General features: G+C 69.2%; 13 protein-coding genes. 7 read left to right on the plus strand and 6 right to left on the minus strand.

Going from position 1 to position 15,375, the window contains the following annotated elements:
- Positions 1 to 71 precede the first annotated feature (71 nt).
- Together E3O46_RS13895 and E3O46_RS13900 are read left to right on the plus strand one after the other, a co-directional pair.
- Entirely contained in the window at positions 72 to 710 is a 639-nt protein-coding gene (locus E3O46_RS13895; protein WP_174774656.1) for a sigma-70 family RNA polymerase sigma factor, read from the plus strand.
- A complete protein-coding gene (locus tag E3O46_RS13900; protein ID WP_134449770.1) occupies positions 707 to 949 on the plus strand; it encodes a zf-HC2 domain-containing protein in 243 nt (80 codons plus the stop codon). The genes E3O46_RS13895 and E3O46_RS13900 overlap by 4 nt, the downstream gene beginning before the upstream one ends.
- 72 nt (positions 950 to 1,021) lie before the next feature.
- On the opposite strand, the gene E3O46_RS13905 is transcribed toward E3O46_RS13900, so the two are convergent.
- Together E3O46_RS13905 and E3O46_RS13910 are read right to left on the minus strand one after the other, a co-directional pair.
- Entirely contained in the window at positions 1,022 to 1,936 is a 915-nt protein-coding gene (locus E3O46_RS13905; protein WP_241987427.1) for a VOC family protein, read from the minus strand.
- Positions 1,937 to 2,087: 151 nt separating this feature from the next.
- Positions 2,088 to 5,870, minus strand: coding sequence for a multifunctional oxoglutarate decarboxylase/oxoglutarate dehydrogenase thiamine pyrophosphate-binding subunit/dihydrolipoyllysine-residue succinyltransferase subunit (locus E3O46_RS13910; RefSeq protein ID WP_134449771.1), 3,783 nt, complete (start codon positions 5,868 to 5,870; stop codon positions 2,088 to 2,090).
- Positions 5,871 to 6,000: 130 nt separating this feature from the next.
- Here E3O46_RS13910 and guaB1 point away from each other — a divergent pair, with 130 nt between their 5' ends.
- The 4 genes from guaB1 (at position 6,001) to E3O46_RS13930 (ending at position 10,628) form a co-directional block, all read left to right on the plus strand.
- Positions 6,001 to 7,440: a GMP reductase gene (gene guaB1, locus E3O46_RS13915; RefSeq protein WP_134449772.1), complete on the plus strand. Its 1,440-nt coding sequence runs from the start codon at positions 6,001 to 6,003 to the stop codon at positions 7,438 to 7,440.
- A gap of 201 nt (positions 7,441 to 7,641) precedes the next feature.
- Positions 7,642 to 9,069 carry a hemolysin family protein gene (locus tag E3O46_RS13920; protein ID WP_134449773.1) on the plus strand — a complete coding sequence of 476 codons (1,428 nt, stop codon included), beginning with the start codon at positions 7,642 to 7,644 and terminating at the stop codon, positions 9,067 to 9,069.
- The gene (locus E3O46_RS13925) at positions 9,062 to 10,144 is read left to right on the plus strand and encodes a hemolysin family protein (protein ID WP_134560600.1); all 1,083 of its coding nucleotides are present in this window, start codon (positions 9,062 to 9,064) and stop codon (positions 10,142 to 10,144) included. Before E3O46_RS13920 ends, E3O46_RS13925 begins: the two co-directional genes overlap by 8 nt.
- A 106-nt stretch (positions 10,145 to 10,250) precedes the next feature.
- Positions 10,251 to 10,628: a VOC family protein gene (locus E3O46_RS13930; RefSeq protein WP_134449775.1), complete on the plus strand. Its 378-nt coding sequence runs from the start codon at positions 10,251 to 10,253 to the stop codon at positions 10,626 to 10,628.
- A 71-nt stretch (positions 10,629 to 10,699) separates the two neighbouring features.
- Here E3O46_RS13930 and E3O46_RS13935 read toward each other — a convergent pair whose 3' ends face one another.
- Positions 10,700 to 11,839 (minus strand): NADH:flavin oxidoreductase/NADH oxidase, encoded by a 1,140-nt coding sequence (locus E3O46_RS13935; RefSeq protein ID WP_370294765.1) that lies wholly within the window; start codon positions 11,837 to 11,839, stop codon positions 10,700 to 10,702.
- Positions 11,840 to 11,862: 23 nt separating this feature from the next.
- Between E3O46_RS13935 and E3O46_RS13940 the strand changes: the two genes are divergently transcribed.
- Positions 11,863 to 12,732, plus strand: coding sequence for an ADP-dependent NAD(P)H-hydrate dehydratase (locus E3O46_RS13940; RefSeq protein WP_134561909.1), 870 nt, complete (start codon positions 11,863 to 11,865; stop codon positions 12,730 to 12,732).
- A gap of 11 nt (positions 12,733 to 12,743) precedes the next feature.
- On the opposite strand, the gene E3O46_RS13945 is transcribed toward E3O46_RS13940, so the two are convergent.
- Genes E3O46_RS13945 through E3O46_RS13955 form a run of 3 tightly spaced genes read right to left on the minus strand, consistent with a single transcriptional unit; the run spans position 12,744 to position 15,342 of the window.
- On the minus strand, positions 12,744 to 13,502 hold the full coding sequence (locus tag E3O46_RS13945; RefSeq protein ID WP_134561910.1) for an amino acid ABC transporter ATP-binding protein: 759 nt from the start codon (positions 13,500 to 13,502) through the stop codon (positions 12,744 to 12,746).
- Positions 13,499 to 14,392 carry an amino acid ABC transporter permease gene (locus E3O46_RS13950; protein ID WP_420897746.1) on the minus strand — a complete coding sequence of 298 codons (894 nt, stop codon included), beginning with the start codon at positions 14,390 to 14,392 and terminating at the stop codon, positions 13,499 to 13,501. Before E3O46_RS13950 ends, E3O46_RS13945 begins: the two co-directional genes overlap by 4 nt.
- Before the next feature lie 17 nt (positions 14,393 to 14,409).
- Positions 14,410 to 15,342, minus strand: coding sequence for an ABC transporter substrate-binding protein (locus E3O46_RS13955; RefSeq protein WP_134449778.1), 933 nt, complete (start codon positions 15,340 to 15,342; stop codon positions 14,410 to 14,412).
- Positions 15,343 to 15,375: the final 33 nt, after the last annotated feature.

A 15,375-nucleotide genomic window follows, 5' to 3' on the forward strand; every position in this document is an offset into this window, starting at 1 on the left:
TCCCGATGGTGCTGTCAACGGTGCTTGAACGACCCGAAACGTCCGTGATCGACGCATTAGAATTGTCCGTGATGACAACTGACGCGATCGACCTGCGAGACCTGTTCGAAGAACAGGCGATGCCCTACATCGACCAGCTCTACGCCGCAGCAATGCGGATGACGCGCAATCCCTCGGATGCGCAGGACCTGGTCCAGGAGACGTTCGTCAAGTCGTTCGCCGCGTTCAAGCAGTTCGAGCAGGGCACCAATCTCAAAGCGTGGCTCTACCGCATCCTCACGAACACGTTCATCAACACCTATCGCAAGAAGCAGCGCGAGCCCTACCAGGGCACCATCGACGACCTCGAAGACTGGCAGCTCGGGGGCGCCGAATCGACGACCGCGATGGCGAGTCGCTCGGCAGAGGCCGAAGCGATCGATCACCTGCCGGACAGCGCCGTGAAGGACGCCCTGCAGTCCATCCCGGAAGACTTCCGGCTGGCCGTGTACTTCGCCGACGTCGAGGGCTTCTCCTACCAGGAGATCGCCGAAATCATGAAAACACCGATCGGCACCGTGATGAGCCGCCTGCACCGTGGCCGGCGACTCCTGCGTGACCTGTTGGCCGGCTATGCGCTCGAGCGCGGCCTGGGCTCAGCCCAGCCCGCATCCGGGACCCCGGCTGCAACGGGCCGGGCCGGCCGTAACACCTCTGGGAGCACGAAATGACCGATTGCGGCTGCGAGAAGGCCAAGGCCGAACTCGAGGAATACCTCCACAACGAACTCTGCGGCGAGGACACCGCCGATATCCAGGAGCACCTGGCCCACTGCACGGACTGCAGCAGCGAACACCTCGTCGGGCGCACCCTGACCGAGGCCGTGCAGCGCGCCTGCCGGGAGATCGCTCCGGAAGACCTCCGCGACCAGGTGTTGCTCAAACTGCGTACCATCCAGTCCTCGCACTGACTCCCGCCTGGCACTGACTCCTGCCTGGCGTGTCCCTCGCGGCACCGTCGTTCGGCGGATGCCCGTGACGGGTCACCCGGCGGACTGGCTGGTTTCGACGTCACTCTCGTCGACGTCGATGAAGGCGGCATCCGCGAAGGCAGCGTCGTCGCCGACGCCGGTCGCGACCGTTTCCGTCGTTGTGGCGTCGTCCCTGGCCGCGCCGGTCGGCGTGCCGGCCTCGACCGAACCCAGGTAGAACATCGCTCCCGTCGGGTCTGCGACCTGGGCGAAGGTGCCGAACTCCGAGTCCCACGGCTCGCGAAGCACCGCGCCGCCCAGCTCGACGACCCGGGCGGCGGCCGTTGCCGCGTCCGGGACGCCGAAGTACACCGCCCAGTGCGAGGGAACACCCTCCGGGAGGAACGCCGTCGAGTCCATGACCCCGGCGACGGGCATGCCCTCCGGCCCGATCGTGCTGTACCGGAATTCCGGGGTGTCGCTCAGGACCTGCGGGTCCCAGCCGAAGACGGTCGCGTAGAACGGCAGGGCGGCGTCGTAGTCCCGACTGCTGAGTTCGTGCCAGATCGGTGTCCCCGGCCGGGCGACGGTGTGGAAGCCGTCGAACTCAATGGGCTGCCAGATGCCGACCGCGGCGCCGGAGGGGTCCGTGAGCACCGCGGTGCGTCCCATCCCGCCGACCGTGAGCGGCTCCAGGAGCACCTGGCCTCCGGCTGCGACCGCGGCCGTCACCGTGTCGTCGACGTCGTCGACCGAGAGGTAGACGAGCCACGCGTCCGGCGCGTTCGACCCGTCAGGGGCGGCGGCCATTCCTGCGACATCTGCGGCTCCGCGCGAGAAGGTCACGTAGTTGCCGTATTCGGGTCCGGATTCGCTCGCGTGCCACCCGAAGAGCTGGGTGTAGAACTCACGGTCCTTCGAGGGATCCGAGGTCATCAGGTCGTTCCAGCAGGGTTCGCCGAGCCGGGTCACATCGCGGGTGGACACAGCAACACTCCTTCGGTCGCGTCGCGGTCCCTGTCACCTTCGAGGTCGCGATCGCGGCCAGCCTACGACCGGGCCCGTCTCCGGGCAATGCCCGTGCCCTTCCGGTCGAGAGTGCCCGCCAGAACGGGAACTCTCGACCGGAAAGGTACGCCTAGAGGGTGAGCGCGTTCCTCAGCAGGTCGACCTGTTCGGCGGCGTGCCGCTTCGCGGAGCCGGCCGCCGGCGATGCGGAGGCGGCCCGGGAGAACACCCGAACCGGGCGCTTGACGACCTTGCTGGTGCTGAAGTAGAAGAACGGCCAGGCGCCCTGGTTTTCCGGCTCATCCTGCACCCAGGCGAGTTCGGCGTCCGGGTACTGGGCGACGACCTGCTGAATCTCGGCTGCGGGCAGCGGGTAGAACTGCTCGATCCGCACGAGTGCGATCTCGGGGTTCGGGTTCTTCTCGAGCTCGCTGAGCAGGTCGTAGTAGAGCTTGCCCGCCATGAACAGCACGCGCTTGACAGCGGACTTGTCTGTGATGCGCGCGTCGTCGATCACGGGCTCGAAACGTCCGCTGGTGAAGTCGGCGACCGCGCTCGTCGCGCCGCGCAGGCGGAGCATCGACTTGGGCGTGAAGACCACGAGCGGGCGCCGCGGGCGCATGTACGCCTGGCGGCGCAGCAGGTGGAAGTACGAGGCCGGCGTCGAGGGGCGGGCGACGGTCATGTTGTTCTCGGCGCACAGCTGGAGGTAGCGTTCGATCCTCGCCGAGGAGTGGTCGGGACCCTGGCCCTCGTACCCGTGCGGGAGGAGGAGCACGACGGAGGACCGCTGGCCCCACTTCTGCTCGGCGGAGGACACGAACTCGTCGATCACGGTCTGGGCGCCGTTGGCGAAGTCGCCGAACTGGGCCTCCCAGAGAACGAGCGCGTCGGCGCGTTCGACGGAGTAGCCGTACTCGAAGCCCATCGCCGCGTATTCGCTCAGGAGCGAGTCGTAGATCCAGAACCGGGCCTGGTCCTCGCTGAGGTTCGCGAGCGGCAGCCATTCCTGGCCGTTGATGCGGTCGTGGAGAACGGCGTGACGCTGCACGAAGGTGCCGCGGCGGGCATCCTGGCCGGCGAAGCGCACCGGGGTGCGCTCGAGCAGGAGGGAACCGAGGGCGAGGAGCTCACCGAACGCCCAGTCGATGTTGCCGTTCCGGCTCATGTCCGCACGCTTCTGCATGAGCTGCTGGAGCTTGTTGTGGACCGTGAAGCCGGCGGGCTTGTTGAGGAAGGCATCCCCGATGAGGTGCACGACCGCCTCGGGGACGCCCGTGGTCGCAGGCTCGCCGACGGCTTCGTCCTGGAGGTTGTTGCCGGAGGACAGGCCCTGGCTGCCGACGACCGGAATCGACGAGGACTGCGCGGCGTGCGTCTCCATGAACGCGCGTTCGAGGCGGTCCTGGAAGTCGGCGTGCGCGGCCTCGTACTCTGCCTCGGTGATGTCGCCACGTCCGACGAGCGCCTCGGTGTAGAGCTTCCGCACCGAGCGCTTGGCCTCGATCAGGTTGTACATCAGGGGCTGGGTCATCGAGGGGTCGTCGCCCTCGTTGTGGCCACGCCTGCGGTAGCAGATCAGGTCGATCACGACGTCGCGCTTGAACTCCTGGCGGTAGGCGAATGCGAGCTCAGCGACCCGCACGACGGCCTCGGGGTCGTCGCCGTTCACGTGGAAGATCGGCGCCTGGATGGTCTTCGCGACGTCCGTCGAATACACCGAGGTGCGCGCGTCGAGGGGCAGCGTCGTGAAGCCGACCTGGTTGTTGACGACGAGGTGGATCGTGCCGCCGGTGCGGAAGCCGCGCAGCTGGGACATCTGCAGCGTTTCGAGCACGATGCCCTGGCCGGCCATGGCTGCGTCGCCGTGCACGAGCACGGGGAGGGTCGAGAAGGTGCCGATCGGCTTGCGGTCCTGCTTGGCGCGCACGATGCCCTCGAGGACGCCGTCGACGGCTTCGAGGTGCGAGGGGTTCGCGGCGAGGTACACCGGGATCTCCACGCCGTTGTTTCCGCGGAAGCTGCCCTCCGTGCCGAGGTGGTACTTGACGTCCCCTGAGCCCTGCACGCTTCTGGGGTCCTGGGTGCCCTCGAACTCGCGGAAGATCTGGCCGTAGGTCTTTCCGGCGATGTTGGTGAGCACGTTCAGCCGGCCACGGTGGGCCATGCCGATCGCGACGCCGTCGAGGCCGGCATTCGCCGCACCTTCGAGGATCGCGTCGAGGAGCGGGATGGTGGACTCGCCGCCCTCGAGGCTGAACCGCTTCTGGCCGACGTACTTGGTCTGCAGGAAGGTCTCGAAGGCCTCGGCCTCGTTGAGCTTTCCGAGGATGCGCATCTGCTCGTCATGCGTGGGCTTGACGTAGGTCTTCTCCATCTTTTCCTGCATCCACTTGCGCTGGGCAGGGTCCTGGATGTGCATGTACTCGATGCCGGTCGTGCGGCAGTAGGAGTCGCGGAGCACACCGAGGATGTCGCGGAGCAGCATCAGCCGCTGGCTGCCGAAGCCGCCCGTGACGAACTGGCGGTCGAGGTCCCAGAAGGTCAGGCCGTGGTTGGCGATGTCGAGGTCGGGGTGGGTGCGCTGGGTGTATTCGAGCGGGTCGACGTCGGCCATCAGGTGTCCGCGGACCCGGTAGGCGTTGATCAGTTCCTGCACGCGCGCGGTCTTGTCGACGGCGCTCGCGAGGTCGACGCTGATGTCGGGCGCCCAGTGGATCGGGTCGTATGGAATGCGCAGCGCCGCGAAGATGTCTTCGTAGAAGTGGTGCCCGCCGATGAGGAGCTCGTGCACGATCTTGAGGAATTCGCCGGAGCCGGCGCCCTGGATGACGCGGTGGTCGTAGGTGCTCGTGAGGGTGATGGTCTTGGAGATGGCCAGGCCGGTGAGCGTCTTGACGCTCGCACCCTGGAACTCGGCCGGGTAGTCGAGGGCGCCGGCGCCGATGATGCAGCCCTGCCCCTTCATCAGCCTGGGGACGGAGTGCACGGTCCCGATGCCGCCCGGGTTGGTGAGCGAAACGGTCGCGCCGGAGAAGTCGTCGGCGGTCAGCTTGTTCTTGCGCGCGCGGGTGACGAGGTCTTCGTAGGACGACAGGTACTCGCCGAAGGTCATGGTGTCCGCACGCTTGATCGCGGGGACCATCAGGGCGCGGGTGCCGTCCGGCTTGGGCAGGTCGATCGCGATGCCGAGGCCGACGTGGGCGGGAGCGACGACGGAGGGCTTTCCGTCGATCTCGTCGTACCAGACGTTCTGGCTCGGGAACATCTTGAGGGCCTTGATCAGCGCCCAGCCGATCAGGTGCGTGAAGGAGACCTTGCCACCGCGGGACCTGCGCATGTGGTTGTTCATCACGATGCGGTTGTCGATCAGGAGCTTGGCCGGGATGGTGCGCACGCTCGTCGCCGTTGGCACGGTGAGGCTCGTGGCCATGTTGGCGGCGAGGCTCTTCTGCATGCCGCGGAGCGGGGTGACGAGGTCCTGCGTCTCGGCAGGGCCAGCCGGCGCCGGCTGACCCTTGACCGGCGCGTCGGCAGGGACGGGGAGCGAACGCGGGGCGGTCGAGGTGGTGCGGGCGGTGCGCTGGCCGCCGATGATCGCGATCGGTGCCGTGATCGGGGCGGGCTCGACCGGGGCGGATGCGACGGGGGCCGGTGCGACCGGGGTTGCTGCTGCGGGGGCGGATGCCGCCGTCTGGGCCGGCTGCGCGGCCTCGGCAGCGGGTGATTCCGCGTCGTGGCCTGCCCCGTTCGCGGTCTGGTGGTAGCTCTCCAGCACGGGCCACCAGGACTCATCCACCGAGTTCTTGTCGACGAGGTACCGTTCGTACAGCTCGTCGACGAGCCACTCGTTCGCTCCGAATTCACCCGACGTTGCTTCGTCGGATCCACTACCGGTCAACTGGCTCGACACAGCCGGTTCCCACTCTCTGCGTTGAATTTTGGATATCCCCGGCCGAAAATCGCCGGTTCGGTCTGCCCGCCCAGCCTAAACCAATCGCGCATGGCTGCGGGTATCGATGCGGGGGGCTAGCGTTATTTGCATGCAGTTCTATGGAGCGATCCCCAGCCACGATCTCACGTATTCCGACGTCTTCCTGGTGCCGAGCGAATCGGCCGTCACGAGCAGGCTCGACGTCTCCCTCGCGCCCGGAGACGGGACAGGGGCCACCATCCCTGTCGTGTCCGCGAACATGAACTCGGTGACCGGTCCCCGGCTCGCCGCGTCCCTCGCACGCCGCGGCGGACTCGGCGTGCTGCCGCAGGACATGCACCTGCAGGAACTCGACGCCGCGATCCGCTGGGTGAAGGACCAGTCGACCCGTTTCGACACCCCGTTCATCTTCGGGCCGGGTGAAACGGTCGCGAGCGCCCTGCGCCAGGTGCCCCCCGTCGCCGGCCAGGGCATCGTCGTCAACGACGCCCGCGGCGCATACCTCGGCTGCATCGACGCCGCCAGGCTCGGCACCGCCCTGCCGGACGCCCAGCTCGGCGACCTGCTGCACGGCCCGCTGACGTCCCTCGACGCCGAGGACATCGACGGCCCGCGCCGCGCCTTCGACGTGATGACCGCCGCGGAACTCGACTTCGCCCCCGTGCTCCGCCACGGCGTCATGGTCGGCACCCTGAGCCGCAAGAGCGCGCTCCGCTCGACCCTCTATCAGCCCTCCGTCGATGCCCACGGGCGTCTGCTCGTCGCCGCGGCGATCGGCATCAACGGCGACGTGGCCGCGAAGGCACGCGCGCTCGTCGCCGCCGGTGTCGACGTCCTCGTCGTCGACACCGCGCACGGGCACCAGGCCGGCATGCTGCGGGCGCTCGGCATCGTCGCAGGGCTCGGCCTCGGCATCCCGATCGTCGCAGGCAACGTCGTGACCGCGGATGCCGTCAACGACCTGGTCGGGGCGGGCGCCACCATCGTGAAGGTCGGCGTCGGACCCGGCGCGATGTGCACGACCCGGATGATGACCGCCGTCGGCCGGCCGCAGTTCTCCGCCGTGCTCGAGACCGCAGCCGCCGCGCGCGAACTCGGCGCGCACGTCTGGGCGGACGGCGGGGTGCGCTACCCCAGGGACGTGGCGCTCGCACTCGCCGCCGGCGCGGCATCCGTCATGATCGGCTCGTGGTTCGCCGGCACCATCGAGGCGCCTGGCCTGCTCGACACGGATGCCTCCGGCGCGGTCTACAAGGAGAGCTGGGGCATGGCATCGACCAAGGCCGTTCAGGAACGCTTCGACAGGCTCGACCCGTACGAGCTCGCACGGAAGACCCTCTTCGCAGAGGGCATCTCGAGCTCGAAGATCTACCTCGACCCGCTCCGTCCCTCACTCGAGGACCTGCTCGACATGATCACCTCCGGTGTGCGCAGCTCGTTCAGCTACGCGGGCGCGACCAACCTCGACGAATTCCACGAGCGCTCCCTCGTCGGGATCCAGTCGGCCGCCGGCTACGAGGAGGGCAAGGCCCTCCCCGTCTCCTGGTAGCGGTCGCTTCCTGACAATCGGGTCCGGGTGTGCCACGCGCACCCGGTCCCGCACGGGACCTGCACGGTATAGTTGGATGAATAATGGACGACCCTCCTCCTGCGAATTCGCCCAGTGACCGTTCTCCCCGTGAGAACGGTTTTCCCCTTGTGACGACAGCTGCAACGACAGCTGAAACGACAGCGGACGCCGGGCCCCGCGATGTTTGAGTGGGTCATGCTCGGCGTCGGCATCATCCTGACCATCGGCACCGGCCTCTTCGTCGCGAGCGAGTTCTCCCTCGTGAATCTCGAGCGCAGCGACCTCGAGGCCAGGCAGGCCCGCGGAGAGACGCGGCTCGCGAAGACCATCGCGGCCCTGAAGATCACCTCGACGCATCTCTCGAGCGCCCAGCTCGGCATCACCCTGACCACGCTCCTCACCGGCTACGCTCTCGAGCCCGCGATCAGCAGCCTGCTCGCGCCGCCGCTGCTGGCTGCGGGGTTCCCGAAACTCGTCGTGCCCGTCGTCGCCTCGACGGCCGCGATCGTGATCGCGACCCTCGCCTCGATGATCATCGGCGAGCTGGTGCCGAAGAACTTCGCCCTCGCCCTGCCGATCAAGACCGCGAAGCTCGTGATCCCGTTCCAGACCCTGTTCACGACCGTGTTCCGCCCGGCCGTGACCGTGCTCAACGGCAGCGCGAACGCCGTGCTCCGGTCGATCGGGATCGAACCCAAGGAAGAGCTGTCCGGAGCGCGCACCGCAGAGGAGCTCTCCTCGCTCGTGCGGCGTTCTGCCAGTGCCGGCCTGCTCGAGAAGGACACGGCGACGCTGCTGCACCGCACCCTGCTCTTCTCCGGCCACACCGCCGCCGACGTCATGACGCCCCGCCCGCGCGTCGCGAGCATCCAGCGCAACGCCTCCGCCCAGGCCGTGATCGACCTCACCCGCCAAACCGGGTATTCGCGGTTCCCCGTCGTCGACGAGGGCGTCGACGACGTCGTCGGCATCGTGCACGTGAAGCAGGCCGTCGCCGTGCCGCGGCACCGCCGGGCGGATGTCCCGGTGTCCGCACTCCAGTCCGAGGCCGTTCGCGTGCCGGAGACCATGAAACTCGACGGCCTCCTCGTCGAACTCCGCGGCCGCGGCTACCAGATGGCCGTCGTCGTCGACGAATACGGCGGAACCGCCGGTGTCGCGACCCTCGAGGACCTCGTCGAGGAACTGGTCGGCGAGGTCGCCGACGAGCACGACCGCACCAGGGCGGGGGTCGTGCGTTCGCCGGACTCCCTGACCTTCCCCGGGATGCTCCGCCCGGACGAACTCCTCGAACGCACCGGCGTCGTGGTTCCTGAGGACGGCCCGTACGAGACGGTCGCGGGTTTCGTGATGAGCGAGCTCGGCCGTTTGCCCGTCGTCGGCGACGTCGTCGGCATCGCAACGGGAGAGCTCTCGGTCGAACGTCTCGACGGTCGCCGGATCGACCGCATCCGCTTCACGCCCACGTCGGAGCCGGAACCGGAGACCGAGTCCGAGCCGGGGACCACGGTCGCGGTCGCACCCGTACCGCTGGCGACGCCGGCGACGGCACCCTCTGCGCCCACCCGACCCACCGCGGCGAAGCCGAAGGAGCGCCGTCATGAGTGACTGGGCAGGAATCGTCTGGCTGTTCGTGCTGCTCGCCGGAAATGCCTTCTTCGTGGCCGCCGAGTTCGCGGTCATCTCCGCGAGGCGCTCCCAGATCGAGCCGCTCGCAGCCGCCGGCCGGATGGGCGCCCGGACGGCGCTCTACGCGATGGAGCACGCGACGCTCATGCTCGCGACGACCCAGCTCGGCATCACGGTGTGCTCGCTGCTGATCCTGAACGTTTCTGAGCCGGCGATCCACCACCTGCTCGAGGCGCCGCTCGCCCTGACCGGGCTGCCGGACGAGGCGCTCACCGCGATCGCGTTCATCGTGACGCTTCTGCTCGTCTCCTACCTGCACGTCGTGTTCGGCGAGATGGTGCCGAAGAACCTGTCGTTCTCGATCCCCGACAAGGCCGTGCTCGTGCTCGCGCCTCCGCTCGTGTTCTTCGGACGCCTCGTCAAGCCCCTGATCGTGGCGCTCAACTCGACTGCCAACGGTGTCCTGAGGCTGTTCCGGGTCGAGCCCAAGCACGAGGCGAACAGCACGTACACGCTCGAGGAGGTCGCGACGATCGTGTCGGAGTCGACCAGGGAGGGCGTGCTCCGCGACGGAACCGGTGCGCTCAGCGCTACGTTCGAGTTCACCACCCGCAAGGTGCGCGACGTCGCGGTCCCGCTCGCGGACCTGATCAGCCTGCCGGAGTCCGCAAGCCCGGCCGACGTGGAGAAGGCCGTCACCAAGCACGGTTTCTCGCGCTACGTGCTCGTGACCGCCGAAGGGGAGCCGACCGGCTACGTGCACCTCAAGGACGTAATCGACCTCGACGGCGACGCGGGAATCCCCGTCACGGGCAGCACCGCCGGGAACGGCCTCGGCAGCTACGCCGATCCCATCCCGGCCAAGCGCATCCGCCAGCTCGTGTCGATCTACGAAGGCACCGACCTCGAGGACGCGCTCGCGACCATGCGCCGCTCCGGGGCACATCTCGCCCGCTCGTTCACCGCAGTCGGGGCGACGACGGGGGTGCTCTTCCTCGAGGACATCATCGAAGAGCTCGTCGGCGAAGTGCAGGACGCGACCCGGCGTCTCTGAGCGGCGTCGAGGTACCGGGTCCGACGGACGCTGCGGGCAGGCCGGGACCTCGACGGCGGGTGCTCGAGGGCGTAAAATGTGCGCCGAAAGAAAGTGAGGCAGACTCATGTTGAGCCAGTTGGAAGCTTATTCGGTACTGCCGGCGAAGGACCTGAAGCGCGCGAGGGAGTTCTACCGGGACAAGCTCGGGCTCGAACCGGCGGAGGAGCACGAGCACGGGCTCGTCTACCGCACGCCGTCCGGGGCCAGGGTGCAGGTCTACGAAACCGAGAACGCCGGCACGGCCAGGAACACCGCGCTCGGCTGGATGACAGACGACCTCGAGGCCGAAATGGCCGCGCTGCGCAGCCGCGGAGTTGTGTTCGAGGAGTACGACGTGCCGGGACTCAAGACCGAGAACGGCATCGCAACGGACTCCGAGGGCAAGGCTGCCTGGTTCCGGGATTCGGAAGGGAATTTCATCTGCGTGTCCCAGTCGGTGTGAATGGCCAGACGGCGTGAAGGGCCAGACGCCCTGAGCGTCTGGCCGGAGTGAGCGCCGGGTCGGTGGGGCGCTCAGGCCTCCGGCCAGCGGGCGCGCAGGTACTGCGGCGGCCAATAGTCGATCGTCGCCCCGAGTTCGTGGGCTGCCCGCAACGGGAAGTGCGGGTCGCGCAGGAGTTCCCTCGCGAGCATGACGGCGTCGGCCTGCCCGCTCGCGAGGATCTCCTCGGCCTGCGCCGGGGTCGTGATGAGTCCGACCGCGCTCACCGGGACATCCGCTTCGCCCTTCACGAAAGCGGCGAGCGGCACCTGGTAGCCGGGACTGAGCGGGATCTGCACGCCCGTGACGTTGCCGCCGGAGGAGATGTCGAAGAAGTCGGCGCCCGCGGTGCGCGCCCAGCCGGCGACGATGGCGGTCTCCTCCGGGGTCCAGCCTCCCGGGGCCCAGTCGGTGGCCGAGAAACGCACGAAGAGCGGATGCGACTCGCCGACCGCCGCGCGGACGGCCGCGACGACCCGCAGCAGCAGCCTGGCGCGGTTCTCGAGGGAACCGCCGAACTCGTCGGTGCGGTCGTTGCTGAGCGGGGAGAGGAACTGGTGCAGCAGGTACCCGTGTGCCGCATGGATCTCGAGCACGTCGAAGCCGGCTTCGATGGCGCGGACGGCCGCGGCGGCGAAATCGTCGACGACCATGTCGATGCCGCGGGCGTCGAGGGCGACGGGAGCCGCGTAGCCGGGGAACGGGATGGTCGACGCCGACAGCGTCGGCCAGCCGCCCTCCGCCGCGGGGACGGTGCCGTGCCGGACGGCGCCGTGGCTGTCGGTGCCCCAGGCCGGCCAGGTCGATGCCTTGCGGCCGGCGTGCGCGAGCTGGATGCCGGCGCGTGCGCCCTGTCCGTGGATGAAGCGGACGATGCGGGCCCAGGCGTCGGCCTGCTCCGTGTTCCAGATGCCGGTGTCTCGGGCGGTGATGCGACCCTCCGGGCTCACCGCGCTCGCCTCGGCGATGACGAGGCCGGCCCCGCCCGCCGCGAGGCCGCCGAGGTGCACGAGGTGCCAGTCCTCCGGCACGCCGTCCTCTTTCAGGATCGAGTACTGGCACATCGGGGCGACCCAGAGCCGGTTACGCACGGTCAGGCCCCGGACGGTCAGGGGGCGGAAGGCGAGGGGCTGGGCGGGCTGCTGGGCGGGGGTGGGCTGGGTCAGGGGCACGCAAACCAATCTATCGTGGGGTCATGAGTGGTTTCGCGGGATGGCAGGCCTGGGACGATGAGCGGGCGCGAGAGTGGATCGCCGTGCCAGGGGCATCCGCAGACAAGTACAGCAGGGGCGTTCTCGGCGTGCGCACGGGCTCACGCGCCTACCCGGGCGCCGCCGTGCTCGGGGTCGAGGCGGCCATGCGCACGGGGCTCGGGATGGTGCGCTACCTCGGCCCGCGCCGGGCCACGAGCCTCGTGCTGCAGCGCAGGCCCGAGATCGTCACAGCGCAGGGGCGGGTGCAGGCCTGGTTGCTCGGCTCCGGGATGGACGCCTCCGAGCGCTCGCCGGCGACGCTCGAGGCGCTCGAGGGCGCGTTCGCCGAGGGGGTTCCCGTCGTGTGCGACGCGGGCGCCCTCGACCTCGTCGGCAGTCACAGCGGCCCGACCGTGATCACCCCGCACTACCGGGAGCTCGCCGGGCTGCTCTCCGGCGCGGGCTCCTGCGCGGTCTCCGGGCGGCGTGTCGACGTGACGCCCGCGGACATCGCGGCGGACCCGGGGGAGTGGGCCGTGCGCGCCGCCGACCTGCTCGGCGTGTCCGTTTTGCTCAAGGGGGCTGTGACGTACGTCGCCTCGCCCGGCGGTGCCAGGCTCACGGTGACCGGTGCCCCGCCGTGGCTCGCGACGGCCGGCGCGGGGGACGTGCTCGGGGGCATCCTCGGCGCACTCTTCGCCACCCACGCCGCGGCGCTCGAAGCGGATGCCGAGGCCTGCGCCGTCCTCGCGGCGACCGCGGCGCTCGTGCACGGCCTCGCGGCGGCCCGGGCGTCCGCCGGCGGCCCGCTTGTGGCCCTCGATGTCGCCGAGGCCATCCCCGCGACGATCGCGGCCCTCCTCCGCCCCTGACCCGGACCGAATCAGCGGCGCGGGATGCGGGCGAGGAAGGCGCGAGTGCGGGGCTCGCGCGGGGCGTCGAAGACCTGCTCCGGCGGCCCGAACTCGAGGACCCGGCCGGCGTCGATGAACGCGACCCGGTCGGCGACGTCCCGCGCGAAGCCCATCTCGTGGGTCGCCATCACGATCGTCGTTCCCGACTGCTTGAGCTGCCGCACGAGGTCGAGGACCTCGCCGACGAGCTCGGGATCGAGCGCGCTCGTCACCTCGTCGAGGAGGAGCAGTTCGGGGTTCGTCATGATCGACCGCACGATCGCGGCACGCTGCTGCTGGCCGCCGGACAGCCGGTCGGGGAAGTCGCGGGCCTTCGCGGACAGGCCGATCTGGTCGAGCAGCTCGAGGCCGCGCGCCTCGGCCGTGCGGCGCGGCACCCGGTGCACGATCCGGCTGGCGAGGGTGACGTTGTCGAGCACGCTCAGGTGCGGGAATAGGTTGAACTGCTGGAACACCACGCCGATCCTGGCGCGCACGGCGTCCCTGTTCGCGCGCGGGTCGCTGATGTCCCGGCCGGTGAGCCAGACCTGCCCGTCGTCGACGCGCTCGAGCAGGTTGATCACGCGGAGCAGGGTCGACTTGCCGGACCCGCTCGCCCCGATCAGTGCGACGACCTCGTGTTCGTGCACGACGAGGTCGATGCCGCGGAGCACGGGAACCGAGCCGAAGCTCTTGTAGACGTCGTCGACCCGGAGGACCGGAACGACGGCATCCGCTGCCTCGCTCATACGACCCCACCGACCTGCTCGCGGCGGCGCATCCGGGCGGACAGCCAGTCCGTGAGGCGGATCATCGGCAGGGCGAGCAGCACGAAAAGCAGCCCGGCGAGCACGTACGGCGTGAAGTTGAAGCTCGCCGCCGTCTCGATCTGGGCGGCCCTGACCGCGTCGACGGCGCCGAGCACGCTGATCAGGCCGACGTCCTTCTGCATCGCGACGAAGTCGTTCATCAAGGCCGGCGTCACCTTGCGGAGCGCTTGCGGCAGCACGATCGTGCGCAGGGTGCGGCCGTGGCTGAGGCCGAGCGAGCGACCGGCGAGCACCTGCGAGGGGTGAACCGCCTCGATCCCGGCGCGCCACACCTCGGCGACATAGGCCGAGTACGTCAGGACGAGTGCGATCGTGCCCCAGACATACGAGGGCAGCTTCGGGAACACCCCGAGGCCGGGCAGCCCGAAGCCGACGAGGTAGAGCACGATGATGAGCGGCAACCCGCGGAACAGGTCGGTGTACCCGGCGGCGAGGGCGCGCAGCGGGAAGAAGACCGCGCCGCGCAGGGTGCGGAGTGTCGCGAGCAGCAGGCTCACGATCAGCACGCCGACGGCGGCGACGAGCAGCACGCGGATGTTGAGCAACAGTCCCTCGAACACGCGCGGCCAGGCCTTCACCGCGACGGCGGGGTCGAAGAAGGACTGCTGTACCCGGGTCCAGCCCGGCGTGTTGACCACGAACACCCAGATCACGATCGCGAAGAGGACCGTGCTCACCGCGCTCAGCAGCACAGACCGGGCGGTCTGCGTGCGCCGGTACGCCCGGCGGCCGAGCTCGACCGCGCTCGACGGCCGCGTCGGCCGACCGGTGTCGGTGACCGTGTCGGTGACCAGGTCGGGACCGACCACTGGACCTTCCTCCGGTGTCACTTCAGGACGGGCGCGTCCGCGTTGCCGGCGAGCCAGGTATCGGCGAGGTTCGCGAGGGTTCCGTCCGCGCGCAGGGCGTCGACGGCGGCGCTCACGGCGGCGGTGAGTGGGCTGTCCTTGGCGAGGACGAGGCCGAATGCGTCGGTACCCGCCTGGGCGCCGGGCGTTGCGCCGGGGGTGGGGGTCTGGCTGCTCGACCCCGCTGCGGCATCGGGCAGCTGCCCGATGATCGTGCCGCCGTCGAGTTCGACCCCGGTGAGGTAGAACGCTGTCGGGAGGTCGACGACGATCGCGTCGACGGTGCCGTTCTGCAGTGCGAGCTTCGCGTCGTCGTTCGTGTTGAACGCCTGCACGCCCTGGGTCGGTGCGATCAGCTTCTCCGCTTCCGTGAAGCTCGTCGTGCCGGTCGCGGCCCCGATCAGGAGACCCTTGAGTCCGGCGAGCGAGGTCACGGCGGCCGCCGGAGAGGTGCTGACGGTGATCACGGCCTGGGTGGTCTCGTAGTACGGAGAGGAAAAGTCGACCTGCTGGGCGCGCTCGGCCGTGATCGAGAACTGCTGCAGGTTGAAGTCGAAGGCCTTCGGCCCCGGAGCGATCGCCTCGTCGAAGGTGCTCCGCACCCAGGTCACGTTCTCCTTCGCGAAGCCGAGCTTGCCGGCGACGGCGTAGGCGACGGCGGCTTCGAAGCCCTTGCCGGATGCTGGTGAGTCGTCGATAACCCAGGGGAAGTACGCGGGTTCCCCGGTTCCGATCGTGAGCTTGCCCGGTGTGAGGTACGACGTGGGATCGGGGGAGCTCAGCGATTCCGCGTTCGTGGACGGGGCGCTGCCCTGGGTGGGGCTCGCTGCCGAACAGGCGCTCAACAGGAGCGCACCCGCCACGGAGAGGGCGAGCACAAAAATGTGACGGGACCTGCGGCGATTCACCATATTGACCACTCCTCGAGATGACTGTCTCTGGCC

This window comes from Cryobacterium glucosi, assembly GCF_004402235.1.
GTDB classification, from domain to species: domain Bacteria; phylum Actinomycetota; class Actinomycetes; order Actinomycetales; family Microbacteriaceae; genus Cryobacterium; species Cryobacterium glucosi.